Origin of the sequence: Pantoea agglomerans NBRC 102470, assembly GCF_001598475.1 — a bacterium.
Taxonomy (GTDB): domain Bacteria; phylum Pseudomonadota; class Gammaproteobacteria; order Enterobacterales; family Enterobacteriaceae; genus Pantoea; species Pantoea agglomerans.
Genome location: NZ_BCZA01000007.1, coordinates 175,902 through 195,817, shown reverse-complemented (window position 1 = coordinate 195,817; position 19,916 = coordinate 175,902). Strand labels below are relative to the sequence as shown.

Below are 19,916 nucleotides of genomic sequence, written 5' to 3'. Positions count from 1 at the left end.
AGCGGCGTTAGCGCGCCCGGTGACTGCGGACAGGAGACCGACATGCAACAACTTAACCCTTTCGACGATCCGCAACAGGATTGTCAGGTGCTGAAGAACGATCAGCAGCAGTACAGCTTATGGCCCGCCTTTTGTGCGGTTCCGGCAGGATGGCAGCCGGTGTTTGGTCCCGGACCACAGGCTGACTGTCTGAGCTGGCTGAATGAAAACTGGCACGATATCCGTCCGGTTATGACGCAGGACAGAGGCGAAAATGTCTGAGATCACCCTCAACCCGCAGACAGAACAAAAAACGCTGCCGCTGGTGGCCGCTCAGCCCGGAATCTGGATCGCTGACCAGCTATCGCCCTATTCCAATGCTTACGCCGTGGCGCATTTTGTCGAACTGCGCGGTGCGCTGAACAGCGCGTTGCTGTCACGGGCCATAATTGCTGGCATGCAGGAAGCAGACACACTGAATATGGCCTTTGGCGAGCAGGAGGGTGAACCGCTACAGTGGCCTGAACCCCAGGCTTTCCGCGAGCCTGAGGTGATCGATCTGCGCGACGCCGCCGATCCTGAGGCCGCAGCACGTGCGCTGATGCAGCAGGATATGGCCGGCGATCTGCGGGTGCTGAGCGGCGCGCCGCTCTACCATCACAGCCTGTTTCGGCTGGATGAGGATCACTGGTACTGGTATCAGCGATATCATCATCTGGTGGTCGATGGTTTTAGTTTCACCGCCCTGACCCGCCGTATCGCCAATCTCTACAGCGCCTGGCAGCGCGGCGACACGCCGGAGCCAAGCCCGTTCGTGCCGTTCAGCGACGTCGTTGATGAATATCAGCGCTATCAGCAATCTTCGGGCTGGCAGCGCGATCGCCAGTTCTGGCTGGAGAAAGGCGCGCAGCTACCTGCGCCCGCCTCGTTGTCCGCTCTGCCGCTGGCCGGTCAGAGCGCCAGTACCGACCTGCTGCGCCACACGTTTGCCGTGGATCGCGACACTTTTCAGGCTTTGCTGACGCACACCGGGCAGCACAACCTCAGTGCTGCGGATACCGCCTTTGCGCTGGTGGCGTTATGGCTGGCGCGCCTCACCGGTCAGCATGCGTTCGCCGCCGGTTTCATCTTTATGCGCCGCATCGGCTCGGCCGCGCTCTGCGCCACCGGTCCGGTGATTAACGTGCTGCCAATGGCGGTGCATTACGATCCGGCACAGCCGCTGACGGCACTGGCCGGGCGTCTGGCGGGCGAAGTCAAAAAAATGCGTCGCCATCAGCGCTACGACGCTGAACAGGTGCAGCGCGATCTGGGTCGCTCCGGCGACAGCGATCCGCTCTATGGGCCGGTAATCAACCTGAAGATGTTTGATTACCAGCTCGATTTCGCTGGCATCAAAGGCATAACCCATCAGCTGGCGTCAGGACCGGTACGCGATCTGGAGATTGCTATCTACCTCAGCGAACAGGGCGACCTGACGCTGGAGTTACTCGCTAATGCACAGCGCTACAGCGACACAACGCTAAAGCAACACGCCAGCCGCTTTGGCCTGCTGCTTCAGCAGCTTGCCGTCCGGCCAGCCAGTGCCTGTGGCGAGCTGGACATGCTGATGCCGGAAGAGCATCAGCAGCTCGCGGCAATCAACCAGACTGCCGTAATGCTGCCCGCAGAAACCCTGAGCAGCCTGCTGCTCCGTCAGGCACAGCGTTCGCCGCGCGCTCCGGCACTGGCAGATGAGGGGCATCAGCTTGACTATCAACAGATGCAGCAGCAGGTCGCCGCGCTGGGGCAACAGTTGATTGCGCAGGGAGTGACGCCGGGTGATATCGTCGCCGTAGCGCTGCCGCGTTCGGTCTTTTTATCGCTGGCGCTGCAGGCGATCGTCAGCGTGGGGGCAACCTGGCTGCCGCTTGATACCGGCTACCCGGACGATCGGTTACAGATGATGCTGGAAGATGCCGCGCCGAAAACGCTGATCACCTTTCGTGAACTGGCCGAGCGGCTGGCGGCACTCTCACCCGTCGCGCCGCTGTTTTACGACGCGCTGTTAACACCCGTTGATAGCGTGCTGATGCAGGCCCCGCGTCCACAGGATGGCGCATACATCATCTATACCTCCGGCTCGACCGGTCGGCCAAAAGGGGTGCTGGTCAGTCATGAGGCGATCGTCAACCGTCTGTTATGGATGCAGGATCGCTATCCGCTCGGCAGCGATGATGTGGTGTTGCAGAAAACCCCGAGCAGCTTTGATGTTTCGGTATGGGAGTTCTTCTGGCCGCTCATCGTCGGCGCACGGCTGGTGATGGCTCCGCCCGATGCTCATCGCGACCCGGACGCGCTGCAGCAGCTGTTTGCCCGCTACCGCGTGACCACCACCCATTTTGTTCCGTCGATGCTGGCTGCTTTTGTCGCTTCGTTGCAGGAAGGTGACGCGATAGCGCGCTGCGCCACCCTGCGCCGGGTTTTCTGTAGCGGCGAAGCGCTGCCCGCAGAGTTATCGCGCCAGTGGCAGGCGCTGACCCGTGTGCCCTTGCATAATCTTTATGGCCCGACCGAAGCGGCGGTTGATGTCAGCTACTATCCGGCCTTTGGCCCGGAACTGGCGGCCGTCGAAGGGGCCAGCGTGCCGATTGGCTTCCCGGTCTGGAACACCGGCTTACGGATTCTGGATGCACGTCTGCAGCCGGTGCCACCGGGCGTGGCTGGCGATCTCTATCTGACCGGCGTGCAGCTGGCGCATGGCTATCTTGATCGTCCCGACCTCACTGCCAGCCGGTTTGTCGCCGATCCGTGGGGACACGGCTCCCGGATGTACCGCACCGGTGATGTGGCGCGCTGGCTGCCGGATGGTGCGGTGAAGTATCTGGGCCGCAGCGACGATCAGCTTAAAATTCGCGGACAGCGTATCGAGCTGAACGAGATCGACCACGCCATGGCTGCGCTACCTGGCATTGAGCAGGCCGTCACACATGCGGTGGTGCTGGGGAGCAGCAGCGATCAGCAGGGCGATGCCCGCCAGCTGGTCGGCTATGTGGTGGCTGATGGCCCGATTGATACCGACGCAATGCGTCAGACTCTGGCCACACAGTTACCAGCGCATATGGTGCCGGTGGCGATTGTTCAGCTGGCGGCGTTACCGCTCAGCAGCAACGGTAAACTGGATCGCAAAGCGCTGCCGCTGCCGCAAACGCAGGCAGCGCTGGCTGGTCGCGCGCCGCATCCCGGACTCGAAACGACACTGGCGCAGGCGTTTGCCAGACTGCTGGAGTGCGAACCGGTGAGCGCCCAGGATGATTTCTTCTCGCTGGGCGGCCACTCGCTGCTGGCGATGCGGCTGGCAGCACAGCTGCGCCGGACGCTGAATCAGCCTGTGTCAGTGGGCCAGATTATGGTGGCATCCACGGTAGAAAAGCTGGCGGCACTGCTCAGCAGCGAGCCCGCGGATGTGGCTCGCGCCGGATTTGAAGCGGTATTACCCTTGCGACGCAGCACTGGCCCGACGCTGTTCTGCTTCCATCCCGCCTCCGGTTTTGCCTGGCAGTTCAGCGTGTTGCAGCGCTATCTGGATGCACGCTGGTCGCTACTCGGCATTCAGTCACCCGACACCGCCAGCCCGCTGAACCAGGCGCAGCACCTTGACGCGGTGTGTGAGGCGCATCTGGCGACGGTGCGTCAGCAGCAGCCACAGGGGCCTTACTATTTCCTGGGCTACTCGCTGGGCGGCACGCTGGCGCAGGGTATCGCCGCGCGGCTGGAGGCCGAAGGTGAAACCGTTGCCTTCCTTGGACTGCTGGATACCTGGCCGCCGGAGACGCAGAACTGGGATGAACGGCGCGGTGAAAACGTGCTGGATCCGGCGGTGCTGGAAGAGGTTAATCGTGAGCGCGAGCAGTTTATCGCTGCGCAACGGCAGCAGGCCGGTGAAGGAATGGAGGCACTGTTTACCACCATTGAAGCCAACTACGCCAGTTCAGTGCGCCTGCTGGCAACAGCGCGCAGTGCCCGCTTCACCGGACACGCAACCCTGTTCCTGGCGGAACAGACGCAGCAGCCCGGTCAGGATGCGCGCCGCGCCTGGGCGCCCTATGTGGGCGAGCTGACTATCTGGCCGCTGGACTGTGCGCACGTCGAGATCATCTCACCGCGCATGTTCGAACAGATTGGGCCACGACTGCAGCAGTGCCTGGCGTCGCTGGATCCCTGAACCGTTCTGACTTTGCGCTTTCTTCGGGTGGAGAAAGCGCAGGTCAGCCTCTTCCCAGCGGCACAATCATCGGCGTACCGGCCACCGGATCGTTAATGATGATGCAGCGCAGGCCGTAGATCGCTTCTATCAGTTCCGGCGTAACGATCTCCGCCGGTTTCCCTTCGGCAATAATTTTCCCGTCTCGCATCGCAATCAGGTGGCTGGCATAGCGGCACGCCTGATTGAGATCGTGCAGCACCACCACCAGCGTACGGCCATGCTGCTGATTGAGATCCTGCATTAATTCCAGCAACTCAATCTGATGGGCGATGTCGAGCCAGGTGGTCGGTTCATCCAGCAGCAACAGTGGCGTCTGCTGAGCCAGCACCATCGCAATCCACACCCGCTGCCGCTGGCCGCCAGAGAGCGTATCAACCTGCTGCTGCGCCAAATCTGCCACGCCGGTAGCCTGCATTGCCTGCTGAACAGCCGTCTCATCTTCCTGTCGCCAGCGACCAAACAGCGACTGGTGCGGATAACGCCCGCGCGCGACCAGTTCGCTGACGCTGATGCCCGCTGGTGCATTCGAGCTTTGCGGTAGCAGACCCAGCCGACGCGCCACCTCTTTGGTAGCGTAGTGCGCAATCGCATTGCCATCCAGCAGCACCTGGCCTTTCAGGGGCGAGACCAGGCGGCTTAAGGTACGCAGCAGCGTCGACTTTCCACAGGCGTTGGGGCCAATAATAACGGTCAGTTCACCGTCGGGGATCGCGACGGTGAGATTCTCCGCCACGATTTTTTTGTCATACCCCAGCGTCAGCGCGTCGCCCTGCAAACGTGTTTTCACTGTCATTGGCGTCGCGCCTCCCTTACCAGTAAAGCAATCAGATAGAGTCCGCCCAGGCTAACCGTGATGACGCCAACCGGCAGCTGATAAGGCAGGAAAAAGTGCTGCGCGGCGTAATCCGCGGCGGTTAACAGCAGCGCGCCGCACAAGGCAGCCAGCGGCAGCGCGCCTTTGATACCGCCACATAGCCGACGAGCAATCTGCGGTGCCAGCAGCGCAATAAAGGAGACAGGACCGACCAGCGCGGTAGAGGCGGCGGTGAGGATCACGCCCGTCAGCATCAGCAAAACGCGGCTGCGTTCAACCGGTACGCCCAGCGCGCAGGCGGTGTCGTCACCCATCTCCAGCAGACGCATGCGCCGGGCCAGCATGCTTGTCGCCAGCAGCGCCAGCAGAAGCACGGTAATCACCGGCGTCGTTTTCGCCCAGGTAATGCCGTTGAGTGAACCGGCGCTCCAGAGCCCGGCGCTCAGTGCCGCCTCCAGTGAGGCGCTGATAATCAGCCAGCTGTTCAGCGCCATCAGCAGCGCCCGCACGCTGATGCCCACAATGATCAGACGAAAGGTCTCCACGCCGTTGCGCCAGCTGAACAGCCAGACCACGCCCGCCGTGAGCAGTCCGCCAAGCAGTGCCGCCAGCGTCATGCCCTCCATGTTTTGCTGGAACAGCACCAGTGCCACCAGCACGCCGCTGTAAGCGCCGGTATTGAAACCCAGAATATCGGGGCTGCCCAGCGGGTTGCGCAGCAGCGACTGAAAAATTGCCCCGCTGACGCCCAGTGCCGCACCAATCAGCAGCGCCATCATGACACGCGGCAGTCGCCACTCCAGTACAATCAACTGTATGTTACGCGCCGCCTCGCCGTTGATAAGGGCCCACAACTGGCTGGCGGAGATCGGTAAGGTGCCGCGCGTAATGCTCAGAAAGGCCAGCACCCCGCAGGCCACCAGCAGCATCAGCGCATTAACCATCACCCGTTTCATATCTGTCCTCTTCCCGACTTGCGGCGCACCAGCACAATCAGCATCGGCGCGCCCAGTATGGCCGTGACAATCGACACGCGCAGTTCGCCCGGTACCAGCAGCCGTCCCAGAATATCGGCGGCCAGCAGCAAACAGGGGGTGATAAGAAGGGTTCCGGGCAGCATCCAGCGATGATCGTTACCCAGCAGCCAGCGGGCCAGATGTGGCGTCATTAAGCCGACAAACGCGATGGGGCCGACAGCGGCTGTCGCCGCCCCACTCAGCAGCGCAATAGCCAGTAATCCCACCAGCTGGGTACGCATCACCCGGGTACCCAGCGCGGTCGCCATATCACCGCCCATACTCAGGCTGTTGAGCGAACGCGCCAGCAGCAGCGCCAGCAGGCTACCGGCGACTACCGCCGGAAAGGTGGTGCGCAGAATGGCAAAATTGCGGATATCCAGCGAGCCACTGTGCCAGAAACGCAGATGATCGTAGATGTCAGGATTGAGCAGCGATAAACCAGAGGTTAACCCCTCCAGCACCGCGCCCAGCGCCACGCCTGCCAGCGTCAGACGCACCGGATTAACGCGGCCACCGCCCAGCGCACCGGTCAGCGCCACCAGCAGGGAGGCCAGCAGTGCGCCCGTAAAGGCAAAGCCAAGCCAGTCCGCGGGGGAGTCAGCGCCAGACAGGGCGATGCCCAGCACCACCGCAAAGCCTGCACCGGCGTTGATACCGAGAATGCCGGGATCGGCCAGCGGATTGCGCGTCAGGCTCTGCATCAGCGCGCCCGCCAGACCTAAACTGATCCCGGCCAGCAGACCCGCCAGGGTGCGCGGCAGTCGGGCATCGCGCACGATGACACAATCGACGCGGTTACAGTCGCTGAATAAGGCCTGCGTGACATCATGAAAGGGGATAGATTTGGCACCCAGCATCAGGCTGAGCGCGAGAAGCAACAACAGCAGCATCCCTGAACCTGCTATTGCACGAAGTTGACGCATAACGTTTAAACCTTCACCGATTCATTGAGATCGCAGCACGAGTCATTATGATAATGATACTTGTTATCGTTATTAGTGATTTTTTGTATGTTACCATGACTCCCGGACTCAATGATGAGGAAAATGGGTGCAAAAAAGCGACGCTATGAACAAACCCTCCCACTTTATCGATCTCAGCCTGCTGAGAACCCACCCCGCCTTTCGCGCCATTTTTATCGCCCGCTTTATCTCCATCGTCGCCCTCGGCATGCTGGCGGTGGCGGTACCGGTTCAGATTCAGCAGCTAACGCAGTCGCCGCTGCTGGTGGGTCTGGCGGTGACGCTGGCCGGTGCCGGCATGTTTATCGGCCTGCTGACCGGCGGCGTGCTGGCGGATCGCTATGAGCGCCGACGTCTGATCCTGTTTGCCCGATCCACCTGTGGCCTGGGCTTTGTCGCCTTATGCATCAATGCCCTGCTCCCTTCGCCGTCGGTGATCGCCGTCTTTGTGCTGGGACTGTGGGATGGTTTTTTTGGCGCGATAGGCGTCACCGCGCTGCTGGCGGCGACGCCGGCGCTGGTCGGGCGTGAAAACCTGATGAAAGCAGGTGCGATTACCATGCTGACGGTGCGCTTTGGCGCGATTCTCTCCCCCGCCATTGCCGGACTGGTCATCGCGCAGGGCGGTGTGGCGTGGAACTACGGACTGGCGGCGTTCGGCACGTTGCTGACGGTGCTAACCCTGCTGCGGTTGCCGCGGCTGGCGCCACCGCCGCAGCCGCGTGAGCATCCGCTAAAAGCACTGGTCAGCGGCGTGCAATTCCTGTTTGCCAGCCCGATCGTTGGCATGGCGGCGCTGGTCGGCGCGCTGGTGACGTTAGCCAGCGCGGTGCGCGTGCTCTATCCGGCGCTGGCGCCACACTGGCAGGTCGGTGTGACGGAGTTAGGGCTGATGTATGCCGCCGTTCCGCTGGGTGCTGCCACAGGTGCCCTCACCAGCGGACGGCTGGCACAGTCACCGCAGCCGGGCCGCCTGATTCTGGCGAGTGCTATTGCTGCTTTCGTCGCGCTGGCTCTGTTCAGCCTGATGCCGTGGTTCAGCGCGAGTCTGGTCTGCCTCGCGGCCTTTGGCTATTTCAGTGCCATCAACAGCCTGGTGCAGTACGCGCTGATCCAGACGCTGACGCCTGATGCGCTGCTCGGCAGGATCAACAGCCTCTGGACAGCGCAGAATGTCACCGGCGATGCGATAGGTGCAGCGATGATTGGCGCGATGGGTTCACTGCTGTTGCCGCAGCAGGCGGCCAGCCTGTCTGGTCTGGCAGCCACCGTGCTGGGCATCGTCATGTGGCTGCTGATGGCGCGTCTGCGTCGCTATCAACCGCCTGCACCGGCGGAAACGGGATCATGATTTAACGAATAACGTCTCCAGCCGCGTCAGCAAATTGCTGGCGCTGTAGTAGTCGAGCCGGAAGCTATCCAGCCCCAGCGCATAGACCGCTTTTGCGCGCACAGCTGGGGTCTGCGCCAGGAAAGGGTTGCTCATCACCTGTGCGGCGGTGGGCTCTTCAGCGGCAAACAGCAGATATGATTGACCATTAAGGCCTGCCGCCAGATTTTCTCCTGATAGTTGCAGGATATCTTTACGCTGTCCCATGCTGTGACCAGACTGAAGAGTGGCCGGCGGCGTCGCCAGAGTGAAGCCCAGTTGCTGCAGTAATTTCCCCTGCGCCGACGCATCCGTCCATAGATTGACTGCCCGGCCATCCCCGTTCCACACCATCGCTGAAACCGGCTGCGGCGGCAGGGTCAGCTTCGCTTTCAGAGCCTTTTCTCGCGCATCAAACTCAGCTTTCCGGGCGGCAGCTTCCGCTTCATGCCCGGTCGCCTCACCCAGCAACGTCACCAGTTGCTGCCAGCTTTTATCGTCGTAATTCACCACCAGCACCGGCGCAATCGCCGCGAGCTGATCGACCAGTTTGATCGCCGAATCATTCCCGGTGGCGCTGACCACAATCAGGTCTGGCGCTTCAGCAGCAATCGCTTCTGCACTGGGCTCACCAATGTAGAGACGTTTTACGCCGCGCTGTTTGGCCACTTCGCCCCACTGACGGAAGAATCCCTGCTTATCAGCCAGCCGACTGCCGGGTGCGGTTGCGCCACTAGCGACGACCGGCGCATCAATGGCCAGCAGCGAGCCGGTCAGGGTAACGCTGGTCGAAACAATGCGCATCGGTGCCTGGGTCAGCGTGATATTGCCTGTTGCCCCGGCGACAGTTCGCGGCCAGCCGGTCTGGGCAGCAGCGGTAACACTGAACAGGCTGATGCTCAGGAAAAACAGCGCTATCGCCAATGTGACACCATGTTTACTCATAGATTTTCGTCCACTTTTACCCGGAAAAAGAGAGAGACCATTTGTGCTGATTTAACCGGCCATACCAGCTGAATCGCCGCGTAATTATTGACACTTTCGGCTAATCAACGTAGGTTACTGGCCCACAATACAAATGATAATCATTATTAGTTATCTTATCATTTATAGGTGGAAATTATGGTGGAATCGCTGGCGTTTGAACATCCCTTGTTGCAGGATTTCCCGGCACTCTGCCGTGGCTTTCTGTTTACCTCTCCCTGGCAAAGCCTGACCACACAGGGCTGTTTTACTACCCTTACCGCGCCGGTGAGGCAGGGTGAGCAGCTGACAGGGGAGTTTCAGCAGCAACTACAGCACCATTTTGCTTCAGCCAGAAAACAGGGCATTGCCCATCCCATTCTGGTGGGTGCAATCCCCTTCGACGTGGATCAGCCCGCTGCGCTGTTTATCCCTGAGTCGTATCAGACCTTTAACCGTGACGATCTCAACGCCAGTGCCTCTCTAACTGAGGCTGAACTGCCGCAGGTGCGTCGCCGCACGGCGGTGCCGGACCATGACATTTTCATCGACATGGTTGCGCAGGCGGTGGCGGCTACGCAGCGCGGCGATCTGGATAAAGTGGTGTTGTCGCGGCTGATGGATATCGTGGCGGAACAGCCGGTTGATACGGCCGCCCTGATGCAGCGCATCGTGGCGCAGAACCCTAACAGCTATCACTTTCATCTGCCACTGCCCGATGGTGGCGCGCTGGTTGGCGCCAGCCCGGAACTGATGATTCGTAAGCAGGGCCGCCAGTTCAGCTCCTGTCCGCTGGCCGGTTCAGCGCCGCGTCATCGCGATCCGCAGCGTGACCAGGCCTCTGGCGACAGCCTGATGCACTCAGCAAAAGATCGTCATGAGCATAAGCTGGTCACGGATGCGATGCGCGCGACGCTGCAACCGCGCAGCCGCCTGCTGTCGGTCCCCGAGACACCTTCACTGCTGACCACCGCAACATTGTGGCATCTCGCTACGCAGATTCAGGGTGACGTGCTGGACGATCGCGAAAATGCGCTGTCACTGGCCTGTCTGCTGCATCCGACACCGGCCCTCAGCGGCTTCCCGCATCAGCGTGCTCAGGCGCTGATTCAGCGACTGGAGCCATTTGAACGTCAGCTGTTTGGCGGCATCGTCGGCTGGTGTGACGATCAGGGCAATGGCGAATGGGTCGTCACCATTCGCTGCGGTACGGTGAATGGCCCGCGGGTGCGGCTGTTTGCGGGCGCAGGCATCGTAGCGGACTCACAACCTGAATCAGAATGGCGTGAAACCGGCGTCAAACTCGACACCATGCTTCGCGCTTTTGGACTGCAATAAAGGAACCTGTATGACGATTTCCTACAGCCGCTGGCCGGACGATCTGGCCGCACGTTACCGTGAAAAAGGCTACTGGCTCGATCTGCCGATGACCGATATCCTGGAACGTCATCGCGACAGCGAGAGCGTAGCGGTGATTGATGGCGAACGGCAATTTACCTATCGCCAGCTGGCGGCGCTGAGTGACAACCTGGCCGCGGCATTGCAGCGTCGCGGCCTGAAGTCAGGCGATACGGCGCTGGTGCAGCTTGGCAACGTGGCGGAATTTTACCTGACGCTGTTTGCCCTGTTCAAAATCGGCGTTGCCCCGGTTAACGCCCTGTTCAGCCATCAGCGCACCGAACTGGCCGCCTATGCCAGTCAGATCTCGCCGAGCCTGTTAATTGCCGATCGCAGCCACGCACTGTTCGCCGATGATGCGTTTATTGCGCAACTTCGCCGCGATCAGCGTTCACTCCAACAGGTGATCCTGCGTAATGATGCTCAGACGGAAAACAGCCTCGACGCCCTGCTGGCTGAACCCGCGGGCAACTTCATCGCAACCCCGACCGCAGGCGATGAAGTCGCCTTTTTCCAGCTGTCGGGTGGCAGTACCGGTACACCGAAACTGATCCCACGTACCCATAATGATTACTACTACAGCATCCGTGAGAGTGACGTTATCTGCGATGTTACCGCCGACACCCGCTACCTGATCGCCCTGCCCGCCGCGCATAACTTCCCGATGAGTTCGCCGGGCGCGCTGGGCGTTTTTTACGCGGGCGGACAGGTGATCTTAGCCGCCGATCCCAGCGCAACGCTCTGCTTCCCGCTGATTGAAAAGCATCAGGTCACCGATACCGGCCTGGTTCCGCCCGCCGCCAGTCTCTGGCTGCAGGCGATTCAGGAATGGGGCAGCAATGCTGCGCTGGCCTCGCTGCAACGCATTCAGGTCGGTGGCGCAAAGCTGGGCGAAACGCTGGCCGCGCGCATCCAGAACGAGATCGGCTGCACCCTGCAGCAGGTATTTGGTATGGCGGAAGGTCTGGTGAACTACACCCGACTGGATGACGATGAGCAGACCATTCTCACCACGCAGGGACGCCCGATCTCCCCGGATGACGAGGTGTGGGTCGCCGACGATCAGGGTAACCCATTGCCAGCAGGCTCCATCGGTCGCCTGATGACGCGTGGTCCTTATACCTTCCGCGGCTACTACAACAGCCCGGAACATAACGCCGCCAGCTTCGATGACCAGGGCTTTTACTGCTCTGGCGATCTGATTGAGATCACGCCCTCTGGCAACATCATCGTGCAGGGCCGGGAGAAAGATCAGATCAACCGGGGCGGCGAAAAGATCGCAGCCGAAGAGATCGAAAACCTGCTGCAGCGCCATGCGGATGTGATCCACGCTGCGCTGGTCTCCATGAGCGACGAGCTGATGGGTGAAAAGAGTTGTGCCTTTATCGTCACCCGTCAGCCGGTTAAACCGGTGGCGCTGCGTCGTCACCTGCGTGAACTTGGCGTGGCAGAATTTAAGCTGCCCGACCGTATTACCTGCGTAGATGCCCTGCCGCTGACCGCGGTCGGAAAGGTGGACAAAAAACGTCTGCGCCAACAACTTGCCGATCAACAAGCGCAAGCCTGATCTGTCCGGAGATTTTCAATGGCTATTCCACAACTGACCTCTTATCCACTGCCAGCCGCCACCGAGTTGCCCAACAACAAAGTGAAATGGATGCTGGAGCCGGACCGCGCCGCCCTGCTGATCCACGATATGCAGCGCTATTTTCTCAACTTCTGGGGCGAAAATAGCCCGCTGGTTGAGCAGGTAGTCGACAATATTGCCCGGCTGCGTCGCTACTGCAAAGCGCAGGGTATTCCGGTGTTTTACACCGCTCAGCCAAACGCGCAGAGCGATGAAGATCGTGCGCTGCTCAACGACATGTGGGGACCGGGCCTGAATAAACATCCCGATCAGCAGAAGATCGTGGATGCGCTGGCACCGGATGAGGACGATCAGGTCCTGACCAAATGGCGCTACAGTGCATTTCACCGCTCGCCGCTGGAGTCGATCCTGCAGGAGATGGGTCGCGATCAGCTGATTATCACCGGCGTCTATGCCCATATTGGCTGCCTGACCACCGCCACCGATGCGTTTATGCGCAATATTCAGCCGTTTATGGTGGCCGATGCGCTGGCTGACTTCAGCCGTGAGGAACATATGATGGCGCTGACCTACACCGCGGGCCGTAGCGGAAAAGTGGTGATGACCGCCGATCTGATGCCTGTGCCACTCAGCAAAGATGATTTGCGCGCGTTGATCCTGCCGCTGCTGGAAGATGATGAGGTGCCGGAAGATGATGAAAACCTGATTGATTACGGTCTGGACTCAGTACGCGTGATGGCGCTGGCGGCACGCTGGCGTCAGGTACATCGTGATATCGATTTCGTCAGCCTGGCGAAAAATCCGAGCATTGATGGCTGGTGGGCGCTGCTGACGCGGGAGCCGGCGAAATGAGCCACACATTCGACTTCAGCGGTAAAATCGTCTGGGTAACCGGTGCCGGCCAGGGCATCGGCTATCATACTGCGTTAGCCTTTCATCAGGCTGGCGCACAGGTCGAGGCCTTTGATCAACGTTTTAAGGGCCATGATTACCCGTATCCCTGCCACACGATGGATGTGGCCGATCCGGCGCAGGTCAAAACGATCTGCCAGCGCGTATTGGCCGTGCAACCGCGCATTGATGTGCTGGTCAACGCAGCCGGTATCTTACGGATTGGTGCCACCGATGAGCTGTCGTTTGCCGACTGGCAGGCGTGTCTTAACGTCAATGCGGGCGGCGCGTTTAATCTGTTCCAGCAAACATTGCCACGCTTTCGCGAACAGCGCGCCGGTGCCATCGTCACCGTCGCGTCTAATTCGGCTCATGCCCCGCGTATTGGCATGTCCGCTTATGGCGCTTCAAAAGCGGCGCTGCGCAGTCTCTGTCAGACCGTGGGTCTGGAGATGGCGCCCTATGGCGTCCGTTGCAACATCGTTTCACCGGGTTCCACCGACACCGATATGCAGCGCAGCCTGTGGCACACACCGACGGGTGAGCAGGAGATGATTGCCGGCTTCCCGGATCAGTTCAAGCTGGGTATCCCGCTGGGCAAGATCGCGCAGCCGCAGGAAATTGCAGCCACCGTATTGTTTCTCGCGTCGGATCTTGCCAGCCATGTGACGCTGCAGGATATTGTGGTTGATGGTGGCGCAACCCTGGGAGCCTGATAATGACAGCGATCTGGAAGCGATCCATTGATCTTCCCGCCCTGAATGCGCTGGGTGAGAACTCTCTGGTGGCCCATCTGGGTATCGTTTTTACCCTGATAGGTGATGATTATCTGGAAGCGACGATGCCGGTCGATGCCCGTACGCAACAGCCGTTCGGGCTGCTGCATGGCGGTGCGTCCGTGGTGCTGGCGGAGTCGATGGGCTCAATTGCCGGATATCTGGCGGTTGAGGAAGGCAGCAGCGTGGTTGGCGTAGAAGTGAATGCCAGCCATCATCGTGCGGTTTCTGCCGGTCTGGTGCGGGGAATTTGCCGTCCACTGCATCTGGGTAAACGCAGTCAGAGCTGGCAGATTGAGATTCGGAACGGTCGGGATCAGCTGTGCTGCAGTGCGCGACTGAGTGTGGCGGTGATGAGCTAGCTGCAGAAAGAACAATGCCCCCTTTCAGGCCTGAAAGGGGGCATTGCATATCACGCTGTAGCAGGCGATCGGTTAACGCTGATAGATAATTTCAACGCCTTCGTCGTCTTCATCATCCCAGTCGTCATCCCACTCTTCATCTTCCACTTCAACCGTGTTTTCAATGGTTTCTTTGTGGTAATCGTCCCACATGAACTCCACTTTCTCCGGCTGCTTCTCTTCAAGCTCCGCTTCTTTCGGATTAGCGTTGATGAAGCTCATCACGTCCCAGCAGAGTTCGTTGACACCGGTACGGCTTGCGGCAGAAATCAGGTAATACTTATCTTCCCAGCCCAGTGCTTCAGCCACCGCTTTAGCCCGTGACTGCGCCTCTTCTTCACTGATCAGATCAATTTTGTTGAAGACCAGCCAGCGTGGCTTGTTGAACAGCTTCTCGCTGTACTTTTCCAGCTCGCCGAGAATGATGCGGGCATTTTCAACCGGATCGCTTTCATCGATGGGGTCGATGTCGATCAGGTGCAGCAACACGCGGCAGCGCTCAAGGTGCTTCAGGAAGCGAATGCCGAGGCCTGCGCCATCGGCTGCGCCTTCAATCAGGCCAGGGATATCGGCCACGACGAAGCTCTGCTCGCTGTCCATACGAACCACGCCCAGGCTCGGCACCAGCGTGGTAAACGGATAGTCCGCCACTTTTGGCTTCGCTGCCGATACGGCACGGATAAAGGTCGATTTACCGGCATTCGGTAAGCCCAGCATCCCGACATCTGCCAGCAGCATCAGCTCCAGCTGCAGATCGCGCTTTTCACCTGGGGTACCCATGGTTTTCTGGCGCGGACTGCGGTTTACAGATGATTTAAAGCGGGTGTTACCCAGGCCATGCCAGCCGCCTTTGCCGACCATCAGTTTCTGGCCGTGCCGCGTCATGTCGCCCAGTGTCTCGCCGGTACCCTGATCGATAACCCGGGTGCCGACCGGCACTTTAACTTCGATATCTTTACCGCGTTTGCCAGTACAGTCGCGGCTCTGGCCGTTCTGCCCACGCTCGGCGCGGAAAGATTTTTCGAAACGATAATCGATAAGGGTGTTGAGGTTTTCATCAGCGATCAGATAAACGTCACCGCCGTCACCGCCATCACCCCCATCAGGGCCGCCTCTCGGGATATATTTTTCGCGGCGGAAGCTTACGCAACCATTACCGCCATCACCGGCGACGACCAAAATTGTCGCTTCATCTACAAACTTCATTTTCTATCTCCGTCACACAATCGCCTGCAGCACTCTGCAGACGGGTCCGCCAGGGTCTTCTGCGCTGACCAGCGGCGGATAAATCAGGATTGGCTTTCGCCAGTGCGTACATAAAGTGTACAGCAAACTTTTGTGATGCGTCGCTTTTACCGCAACAGACCGCAGAATGTAAAAAGCCCCGCAGGAGCTGCGGGGCCTTCAATTCGTGCGTTCAGACGTTAAACGTCTGCGTCACGACAACCTTACTCAGCAACGATGCTGATGTATTTACGGTTGTTCGGACCTTTAACTTCGAACTGTACTTTACCGTCTGCGGTAGCAAACAGGGTGTGGTCACGACCACAACCTACATTGGTACCGGCGTGGAATTTGGTACCACGCTGACGAACGATGATGCTACCTGCCAGAACAGATTCGCCACCGAAACGTTTTACACCCAGACGTTTTGCATTGGAGTCACGACCATTTCGAGTCGAACCACCAGCCTTTTTATGTGCCATTTGTCAGATCTCCTCTTATGCCGTGATACCAGTGATTTTCACATCAGTGAACCACTGGCGATGGCCTGCTTGCTTACGGTAGTGCTTACGACGACGAAACTTAACGATCTTAATTTTCTCGCCACGACCGTGAGCAACAACTTCTGCCTTGATCATTCCGCCTGAAACCAGTGGCGCGCCGATTTTCACGTCTTCGCCATTAGCAATCATCAGAACCTGGTCAAACTCAATCGTTTCACCGGTTGCGATGTCCAGCTTTTCCAGGCGAACGGTCTGACCTTCGCTTACTCGGTGTTGTTTACCACCACTTTGGAAAACCGCGTACATATAAAACTCCGCTTCTGCGCTTGCCTTTTAGTTCATCAGGCGGCGCGCTAAATATTCACAATAGGGCGCGAATTCTACGCAAAACTCCAGAAGAAGACAAGAGCACTTTGCACACTCTTGCAGAAAAAAAACACAGGCTGAATGCAACCGTTTCTCAGGCAGAAAATTCAAGTACAATCAGTAACAGATTACCTGAACGCTGGCTGGGTAAAAGCACTTACCATGGCAGAGATAACGAGTCATAGCTGAAAAGACGAATGAACTTAGAACAGATTAATGAATTAACCGCACAGGATATGGCTGCCGTTAACCAGACCATCCTCGACCAGCTGAATTCAGATGTCTCGCTCATCAACCAGTTGGGCTACTACATCATCAGTGGTGGGGGCAAGCGTATCCGTCCCATGATTGCCGTGCTATCCGCACGTGCCATGGGCTACAAGGGCGATCTGCACGTGACCAATGCGGCGCTGATCGAATTTATCCACACCGCCACGCTGCTGCATGACGATGTCGTGGATGAATCCGATATGCGTCGTGGCAAAGCGACCGCGAACGCGGCGTTTGGCAATGCGGCAAGCGTGCTGGTCGGTGATTTTATTTACACCCGCGCCTTCCAGATGATGACCAGCATGGGTTCGCTGCGTATCCTGGCGCTGATGTCAGAAGCGGTAAACGTGATTGCTGAGGGCGAAGTCCTGCAGCTGATGAACGTCAACGATCCCGACATCACCGAAGAGAGTTACATGCGCGTGATTTACAGCAAGACCGCGCGTCTGTTTGAAGCGGCCTCGCAGGCCTCGGCGATACTGGCTGAAGCCACACCTGAAGAGGAAAAAGCGCTACAGGATTATGGGCGCTATCTGGGCACCGCTTTCCAGTTAATTGACGACTTACTGGATTACAGTGCTGACGGCGAGACGCTGGGCAAAAATACCGGCGATGATCTGAGTGAAGGCAAACCCACGCTGCCACTGCTGCATGCTATGCAGCACGGCTCACCTGAGCAGGCGAAGATGATCCGTGAAGCCATTGAGCAGGGAAATGGCCGCCATCTGCTGGAACCGGTACTGGAAGCGATGAATCAGTGTGGTTCACTCGAATGGACGCGCAGCCGCGCCGAACAGGAAGCGGATAAAGCCATTGACGCCTTGCGTATTCTGCCCGAATCGCCGTGGCGCAGTGCGCTGGAGTCGCTGGCGCACATGTCAGTTCAGCGCGATTTCTGATCCCTCACGGAGCCTGACAGGCTCCGTTTTACGTCCCTGCTCTCACTTCTTTTTGTTATCTCTTAGCTGTTGCACTCCTTTTGCATGCCACCCCACAGATCAGATGCTGGATCCAAATATTACTGGAAACTAATGGGAACTATTTGCTATAAAAACCTCAATCTTTCCAGATAACGGTAAAAAGGAAAGCTCACGTCCTGCTGGACGACGCAATGACAGGGAAAAGGAGAACAGGATATGCAAAAAAGGATGGAAGACTGGCACCCGGCTGACATTATCGCGGCGCTGCATAAGCGTGGAATGACACTCGCGGCGCTATCACGCGCAGCAGGTCTCAGTTCATCAACGCTGGCTAATGCGCTCACGCGTCCATGGCCCAAGGGCGAATGGTTGATCGCTGACGCGATCAAGGTTCATCCTTGTGAGATCTGGCCCAGCCGCTATTACGATCCCGAGACCCACTGCCTGCTGGATCGCAGAAAACGTATCCGGGCGCCTGTCGATCATTCCGATACCGCCTGAAAACTCAGGCGATCCTCAGGCGAAAAAAAACCAGCCCCCAAAGGGGGCTGGCTCTTTCAGAGCATCTGCGGGATTACTCTTCGCTGACGCGCTCGATGTTTGCGCCCATGGCTTTCAGCTTATCTTCGATGTGCTCATAGCCACGATCGATGTGATAAATGCGATCAACGAACGTCGTTCCTTCCGCAATACAACCAGCCAGAACCAGGCTGGCAGACGCACGCAAATCGGTCGCCATCACCTGCGCACCTGACAGGGTTTCAACCCCATGACAGATCGCCGTGTTGCTCTCAATCTCAGCATGTCCGCCCATACGAATCAGTTCCGGGATATGCATGAAACGGTTTTCGAAAATGGTTTCGGTAATCACGCCCGTGCCTTCCGCAACCATGTTTAACAGTGTGAACTGCGCCTGCATATCGGTCGGGAAACCTGGATGCGGTGCAGTGCGCACATTGACCGCTTTTGGCCGCTTGCCGTGCATATCCAGACTGATCCAGTCTTCGCCGGTTTCGATATCGGCACCCGCATCACGCAGCTTGGCCAGCACAGCATCCAGCGTATCCGGCTGGGTTTTGTGACACATCACTTTGCCACCCGAAATGGCGGCAGCCACCAGGAAGGTACCGGTTTCGATACGATCCGGCAGGACACGATAAACACCGCCACCCAGACGCTCTACGCCTTCGATGGTGATTTTATCGCTGCCTGCACCACTGATTCTGGCGCCCAGGGTGTTAAGGAAGTTGGCGGTATCGACAATTTCCGGCTCACGCGCCGCATTCTCAATCACGGTGGTACCGGTCGCCAGCGTCGCAGCACTCATGATGGTCACGGTCGCGCCGACGCTGATTTTGTCCATGACAATCAGTGCGCCCTTCAGGCGGCCATTGACTGACGCTTTCACGTAGCCCTCTTCCAGCTTGATCTCGGCACCCAGCTGTTCAAGACCGGTAATGTGCAGATCAACCGGACGCGCGCCGATAGCGCAGCCACCCGGCAGGGAAACCTGACCCTGACCAAAACGCGCCACCAGCGGGCCCAGCGCCCAGATTGAGGCACGCATGGTTTTGACCAGATCGTAAGGCGCACAAAATACATCTACCGCGCTGGCATCGACATGCACAGAACCGTTGCGTTCCACCTTCGCACCCAGCTGGCTCAGCAGCTTCATGGTGGTATCAATGTCGCGCAGCTTTGGCACATTCTGGATCTCGACCGGCTCTTCAGCCAGCAGCGCAGCAAACAGAATAGGAAGCGCGGCGTTCTTTGCCCCGGAAATGGTTACTTCACCACTTAAGCGGGTGGGGCCTTGCACACGAAATTTGTCCATTAACACGGCTCTCAATTAACTAGCTAAAGATTGGACTCGCCAGCGACGAGTTCACCCCGCTGGGGATCAGAAACCGTTGAGTTTACGGTCACGCGCCCATTCAGCGGGAGTATAGGTTTTGATAGAGACAGCATGAATGCGGTTATCCGCGATAAATTCCATCAGCGGCGCGTAGACAGCCTGCTGCTTTTTCACGCGGCTCAGTTCGCCAAACAGTTCGCCTACGGCGATCACCTGAAAATGGCTGCCATCATTGCTCATCACATGCACTTCGTCTAAAGGCAATGCTGCCATCAGCACGGCCTGAATTTCACTGTTTTCCATTGGGCTTAACTTCACTTAATAATAATAAGGCTGACATAGTAGAGGAAAGCGGCTGACTCTTAAATACGC

19 protein-coding genes are annotated in these 19,916 nt (G+C 58.6%); 10 read left to right on the top strand and 9 right to left on the bottom strand.

Annotation, left to right across the window (positions count from 1 at the left end; translation table 11 throughout):
• Positions 1-42 precede the first annotated feature (42 nt).
• Complete coding sequence (locus PAG01S_RS15840) at positions 43-261, top strand: MbtH family protein (protein ID WP_029519500.1); 219 nt, start codon at positions 43-45, stop codon at positions 259-261.
• On the top strand, positions 254-4,183 hold the full coding sequence (locus PAG01S_RS15835; RefSeq protein WP_062759365.1) for an enterobactin synthase subunit F: 3,930 nt from the start codon (positions 254-256) through the stop codon (positions 4,181-4,183). The genes PAG01S_RS15840 and PAG01S_RS15835 overlap by 8 nt, the downstream gene beginning before the upstream one ends.
• A gap of 43 nt (positions 4,184-4,226) precedes the next feature.
• On the opposite strand, the gene PAG01S_RS15830 is transcribed toward PAG01S_RS15835, so the two are convergent.
• Genes PAG01S_RS15830 through fepD form a run of 3 tightly spaced genes read right to left on the bottom strand, consistent with a single transcriptional unit; the run spans position 4,227 to position 6,981 of the window.
• Positions 4,227-5,018, bottom strand: a complete 792-nt coding sequence (locus PAG01S_RS15830) for an ATP-binding cassette domain-containing protein (RefSeq protein ID WP_022625275.1) — start codon at positions 5,016-5,018, stop codon at positions 4,227-4,229.
• Entirely contained in the window at positions 5,015-5,995 is a 981-nt protein-coding gene (fepG, locus tag PAG01S_RS15825; protein WP_062759364.1) for an iron-enterobactin ABC transporter permease, read from the bottom strand. The genes PAG01S_RS15830 and fepG overlap by 4 nt, the downstream gene beginning before the upstream one ends.
• Positions 5,992-6,981, bottom strand: a complete 990-nt coding sequence (gene fepD, locus PAG01S_RS15820) for a Fe(3+)-siderophore ABC transporter permease (protein WP_073832255.1) — start codon at positions 6,979-6,981, stop codon at positions 5,992-5,994. The genes fepG and fepD overlap by 4 nt, the downstream gene beginning before the upstream one ends.
• Before the next feature lie 145 nt (positions 6,982-7,126).
• Between fepD and entS the strand changes: the two genes are divergently transcribed.
• Entirely contained in the window at positions 7,127-8,371 is a 1,245-nt protein-coding gene (gene entS, locus PAG01S_RS15815; protein ID WP_022625272.1) for an enterobactin transporter EntS, read from the top strand.
• Here the strand turns inward: entS and fepB are convergent.
• Entirely contained in the window at positions 8,366-9,334 is a 969-nt protein-coding gene (gene fepB / locus PAG01S_RS15810) for a Fe2+-enterobactin ABC transporter substrate-binding protein (RefSeq protein WP_062759363.1), read from the bottom strand. The two genes, entS and fepB, sit on opposite strands and share 6 nt — an antisense overlap.
• A gap of 177 nt (positions 9,335-9,511) precedes the next feature.
• On the opposite strand from fepB, the gene PAG01S_RS15805 reads away from it, so the two are divergent.
• From PAG01S_RS15805 to PAG01S_RS15785, 5 genes are read left to right on the top strand one after another with little or no spacing between them, the layout of a single operon-like run.
• Positions 9,512-10,690 (top strand): isochorismate synthase, encoded by a 1,179-nt coding sequence (locus tag PAG01S_RS15805; protein WP_062759362.1) that lies wholly within the window; start codon positions 9,512-9,514, stop codon positions 10,688-10,690.
• 10 nt (positions 10,691-10,700) lie between these two features.
• The gene (locus PAG01S_RS15800; protein WP_010251844.1) at positions 10,701-12,317 is read left to right on the top strand and encodes a (2,3-dihydroxybenzoyl)adenylate synthase; all 1,617 of its coding nucleotides are present in this window, start codon (positions 10,701-10,703) and stop codon (positions 12,315-12,317) included.
• Positions 12,318-12,335: 18 nt separating this feature from the next.
• Entirely contained in the window at positions 12,336-13,190 is an 855-nt protein-coding gene (locus tag PAG01S_RS15795; RefSeq protein WP_052271178.1) for an isochorismatase family protein, read from the top strand.
• Complete coding sequence (dhbA, locus tag PAG01S_RS15790; protein ID WP_062759361.1) at positions 13,187-13,945, top strand: 2,3-dihydro-2,3-dihydroxybenzoate dehydrogenase; 759 nt, start codon at positions 13,187-13,189, stop codon at positions 13,943-13,945. Before PAG01S_RS15795 ends, dhbA begins: the two co-directional genes overlap by 4 nt.
• Positions 13,946-13,947: 2 nt before the next feature.
• Positions 13,948-14,367: a hotdog fold thioesterase gene (locus PAG01S_RS15785; RefSeq protein ID WP_029519501.1), complete on the top strand. Its 420-nt coding sequence runs from the start codon at positions 13,948-13,950 to the stop codon at positions 14,365-14,367.
• A 72-nt stretch (positions 14,368-14,439) separates the two neighbouring features.
• Here the strand turns inward: PAG01S_RS15785 and cgtA are convergent, their stop codons facing one another.
• From cgtA to rplU, 3 genes are all read right to left on the bottom strand, one after another.
• A complete protein-coding gene (gene cgtA, locus PAG01S_RS15780) occupies positions 14,440-15,612 on the bottom strand; it encodes an Obg family GTPase CgtA (protein ID WP_003851092.1) in 1,173 nt (390 codons plus the stop codon).
• Between the two features lie 242 nt (positions 15,613-15,854).
• Positions 15,855-16,112, bottom strand: coding sequence for a 50S ribosomal protein L27 (gene rpmA, locus PAG01S_RS15775; protein ID WP_003851093.1), 258 nt, complete (start codon positions 16,110-16,112; stop codon positions 15,855-15,857).
• 15 nt (positions 16,113-16,127) lie between these two features.
• Positions 16,128-16,439: a 50S ribosomal protein L21 gene (gene rplU, locus PAG01S_RS15770; protein ID WP_008925416.1), complete on the bottom strand. Its 312-nt coding sequence runs from the start codon at positions 16,437-16,439 to the stop codon at positions 16,128-16,130.
• Positions 16,440-16,696: 257 nt separating this feature from the next.
• Here rplU and ispB point away from each other — a divergent pair, with 257 nt between their 5' ends.
• Positions 16,697-17,668: an octaprenyl diphosphate synthase gene (gene ispB / locus PAG01S_RS15765; protein ID WP_031592018.1), complete on the top strand. Its 972-nt coding sequence runs from the start codon at positions 16,697-16,699 to the stop codon at positions 17,666-17,668.
• Positions 17,669-17,905: 237 nt separating this feature from the next.
• A complete protein-coding gene (locus PAG01S_RS15760) occupies positions 17,906-18,190 on the top strand; it encodes a helix-turn-helix domain-containing protein (RefSeq protein WP_022625265.1) in 285 nt (94 codons plus the stop codon).
• Positions 18,191-18,263: 73 nt separating this feature from the next.
• Here the strand turns inward: PAG01S_RS15760 and murA are convergent, their stop codons facing one another.
• Together murA and ibaG are read right to left on the bottom strand one after the other, a co-directional pair.
• A complete protein-coding gene (murA, locus tag PAG01S_RS15755) occupies positions 18,264-19,523 on the bottom strand; it encodes a UDP-N-acetylglucosamine 1-carboxyvinyltransferase (protein WP_010251868.1) in 1,260 nt (419 codons plus the stop codon).
• Positions 19,524-19,589: 66 nt separating this feature from the next.
• Positions 19,590-19,847: a BolA family iron metabolism protein IbaG gene (gene ibaG / locus PAG01S_RS15750; protein ID WP_010251880.1), complete on the bottom strand. Its 258-nt coding sequence runs from the start codon at positions 19,845-19,847 to the stop codon at positions 19,590-19,592.
• Positions 19,848-19,916: the final 69 nt, after the last annotated feature.

Bases quoted from the DNA above. Each gene is read 5' to 3' on its own strand.
- dhbA (WP_062759361.1), top strand. From the start codon at position 13,187: ATGAGCCACACATTCGACTTCAGCGGTAAAATCGTCTGGGTAACCGGT.
- fepG (WP_062759364.1), bottom strand. From the start codon at position 5,995: ATGAAACGGGTGATGGTTAATGCGCTGATGCTGCTGGTGGCCTGCGGG.
- rpmA (WP_003851093.1), bottom strand. From the start codon at position 16,112: ATGGCACATAAAAAGGCTGGTGGTTCGACTCGAAATGGTCGTGACTCC.
- fepD (WP_073832255.1), bottom strand. From the start codon at position 6,981: ATGCGTCAACTTCGTGCAATAGCAGGTTCAGGGATGCTGCTGTTGTTG.
- PAG01S_RS15800 (WP_010251844.1), top strand. From the start codon at position 10,701: ATGACGATTTCCTACAGCCGCTGGCCGGACGATCTGGCCGCACGTTAC.
- PAG01S_RS15760 (WP_022625265.1), top strand. From the start codon at position 17,906: ATGCAAAAAAGGATGGAAGACTGGCACCCGGCTGACATTATCGCGGCG.
- ibaG (WP_010251880.1), bottom strand. From the start codon at position 19,847: ATGGAAAACAGTGAAATTCAGGCCGTGCTGATGGCAGCATTGCCTTTA.
- PAG01S_RS15830 (WP_022625275.1), bottom strand. From the start codon at position 5,018: ATGACAGTGAAAACACGTTTGCAGGGCGACGCGCTGACGCTGGGGTAT.
- cgtA (WP_003851092.1), bottom strand. From the start codon at position 15,612: ATGAAGTTTGTAGATGAAGCGACAATTTTGGTCGTCGCCGGTGATGGC.
- PAG01S_RS15805 (WP_062759362.1), top strand. From the start codon at position 9,512: ATGGTGGAATCGCTGGCGTTTGAACATCCCTTGTTGCAGGATTTCCCG.
- murA (WP_010251868.1), bottom strand. From the start codon at position 19,523: ATGGACAAATTTCGTGTGCAAGGCCCCACCCGCTTAAGTGGTGAAGTA.
- PAG01S_RS15785 (WP_029519501.1), top strand. From the start codon at position 13,948: ATGACAGCGATCTGGAAGCGATCCATTGATCTTCCCGCCCTGAATGCG.
- PAG01S_RS15840 (WP_029519500.1), top strand. From the start codon at position 43: ATGCAACAACTTAACCCTTTCGACGATCCGCAACAGGATTGTCAGGTG.
- fepB (WP_062759363.1), bottom strand. From the start codon at position 9,334: ATGAGTAAACATGGTGTCACATTGGCGATAGCGCTGTTTTTCCTGAGC.
- PAG01S_RS15795 (WP_052271178.1), top strand. From the start codon at position 12,336: ATGGCTATTCCACAACTGACCTCTTATCCACTGCCAGCCGCCACCGAG.
- ispB (WP_031592018.1), top strand. From the start codon at position 16,697: ATGAACTTAGAACAGATTAATGAATTAACCGCACAGGATATGGCTGCC.
- PAG01S_RS15835 (WP_062759365.1), top strand. From the start codon at position 254: ATGTCTGAGATCACCCTCAACCCGCAGACAGAACAAAAAACGCTGCCG.
- entS (WP_022625272.1), top strand. From the start codon at position 7,127: ATGAACAAACCCTCCCACTTTATCGATCTCAGCCTGCTGAGAACCCAC.
- rplU (WP_008925416.1), bottom strand. From the start codon at position 16,439: ATGTACGCGGTTTTCCAAAGTGGTGGTAAACAACACCGAGTAAGCGAA.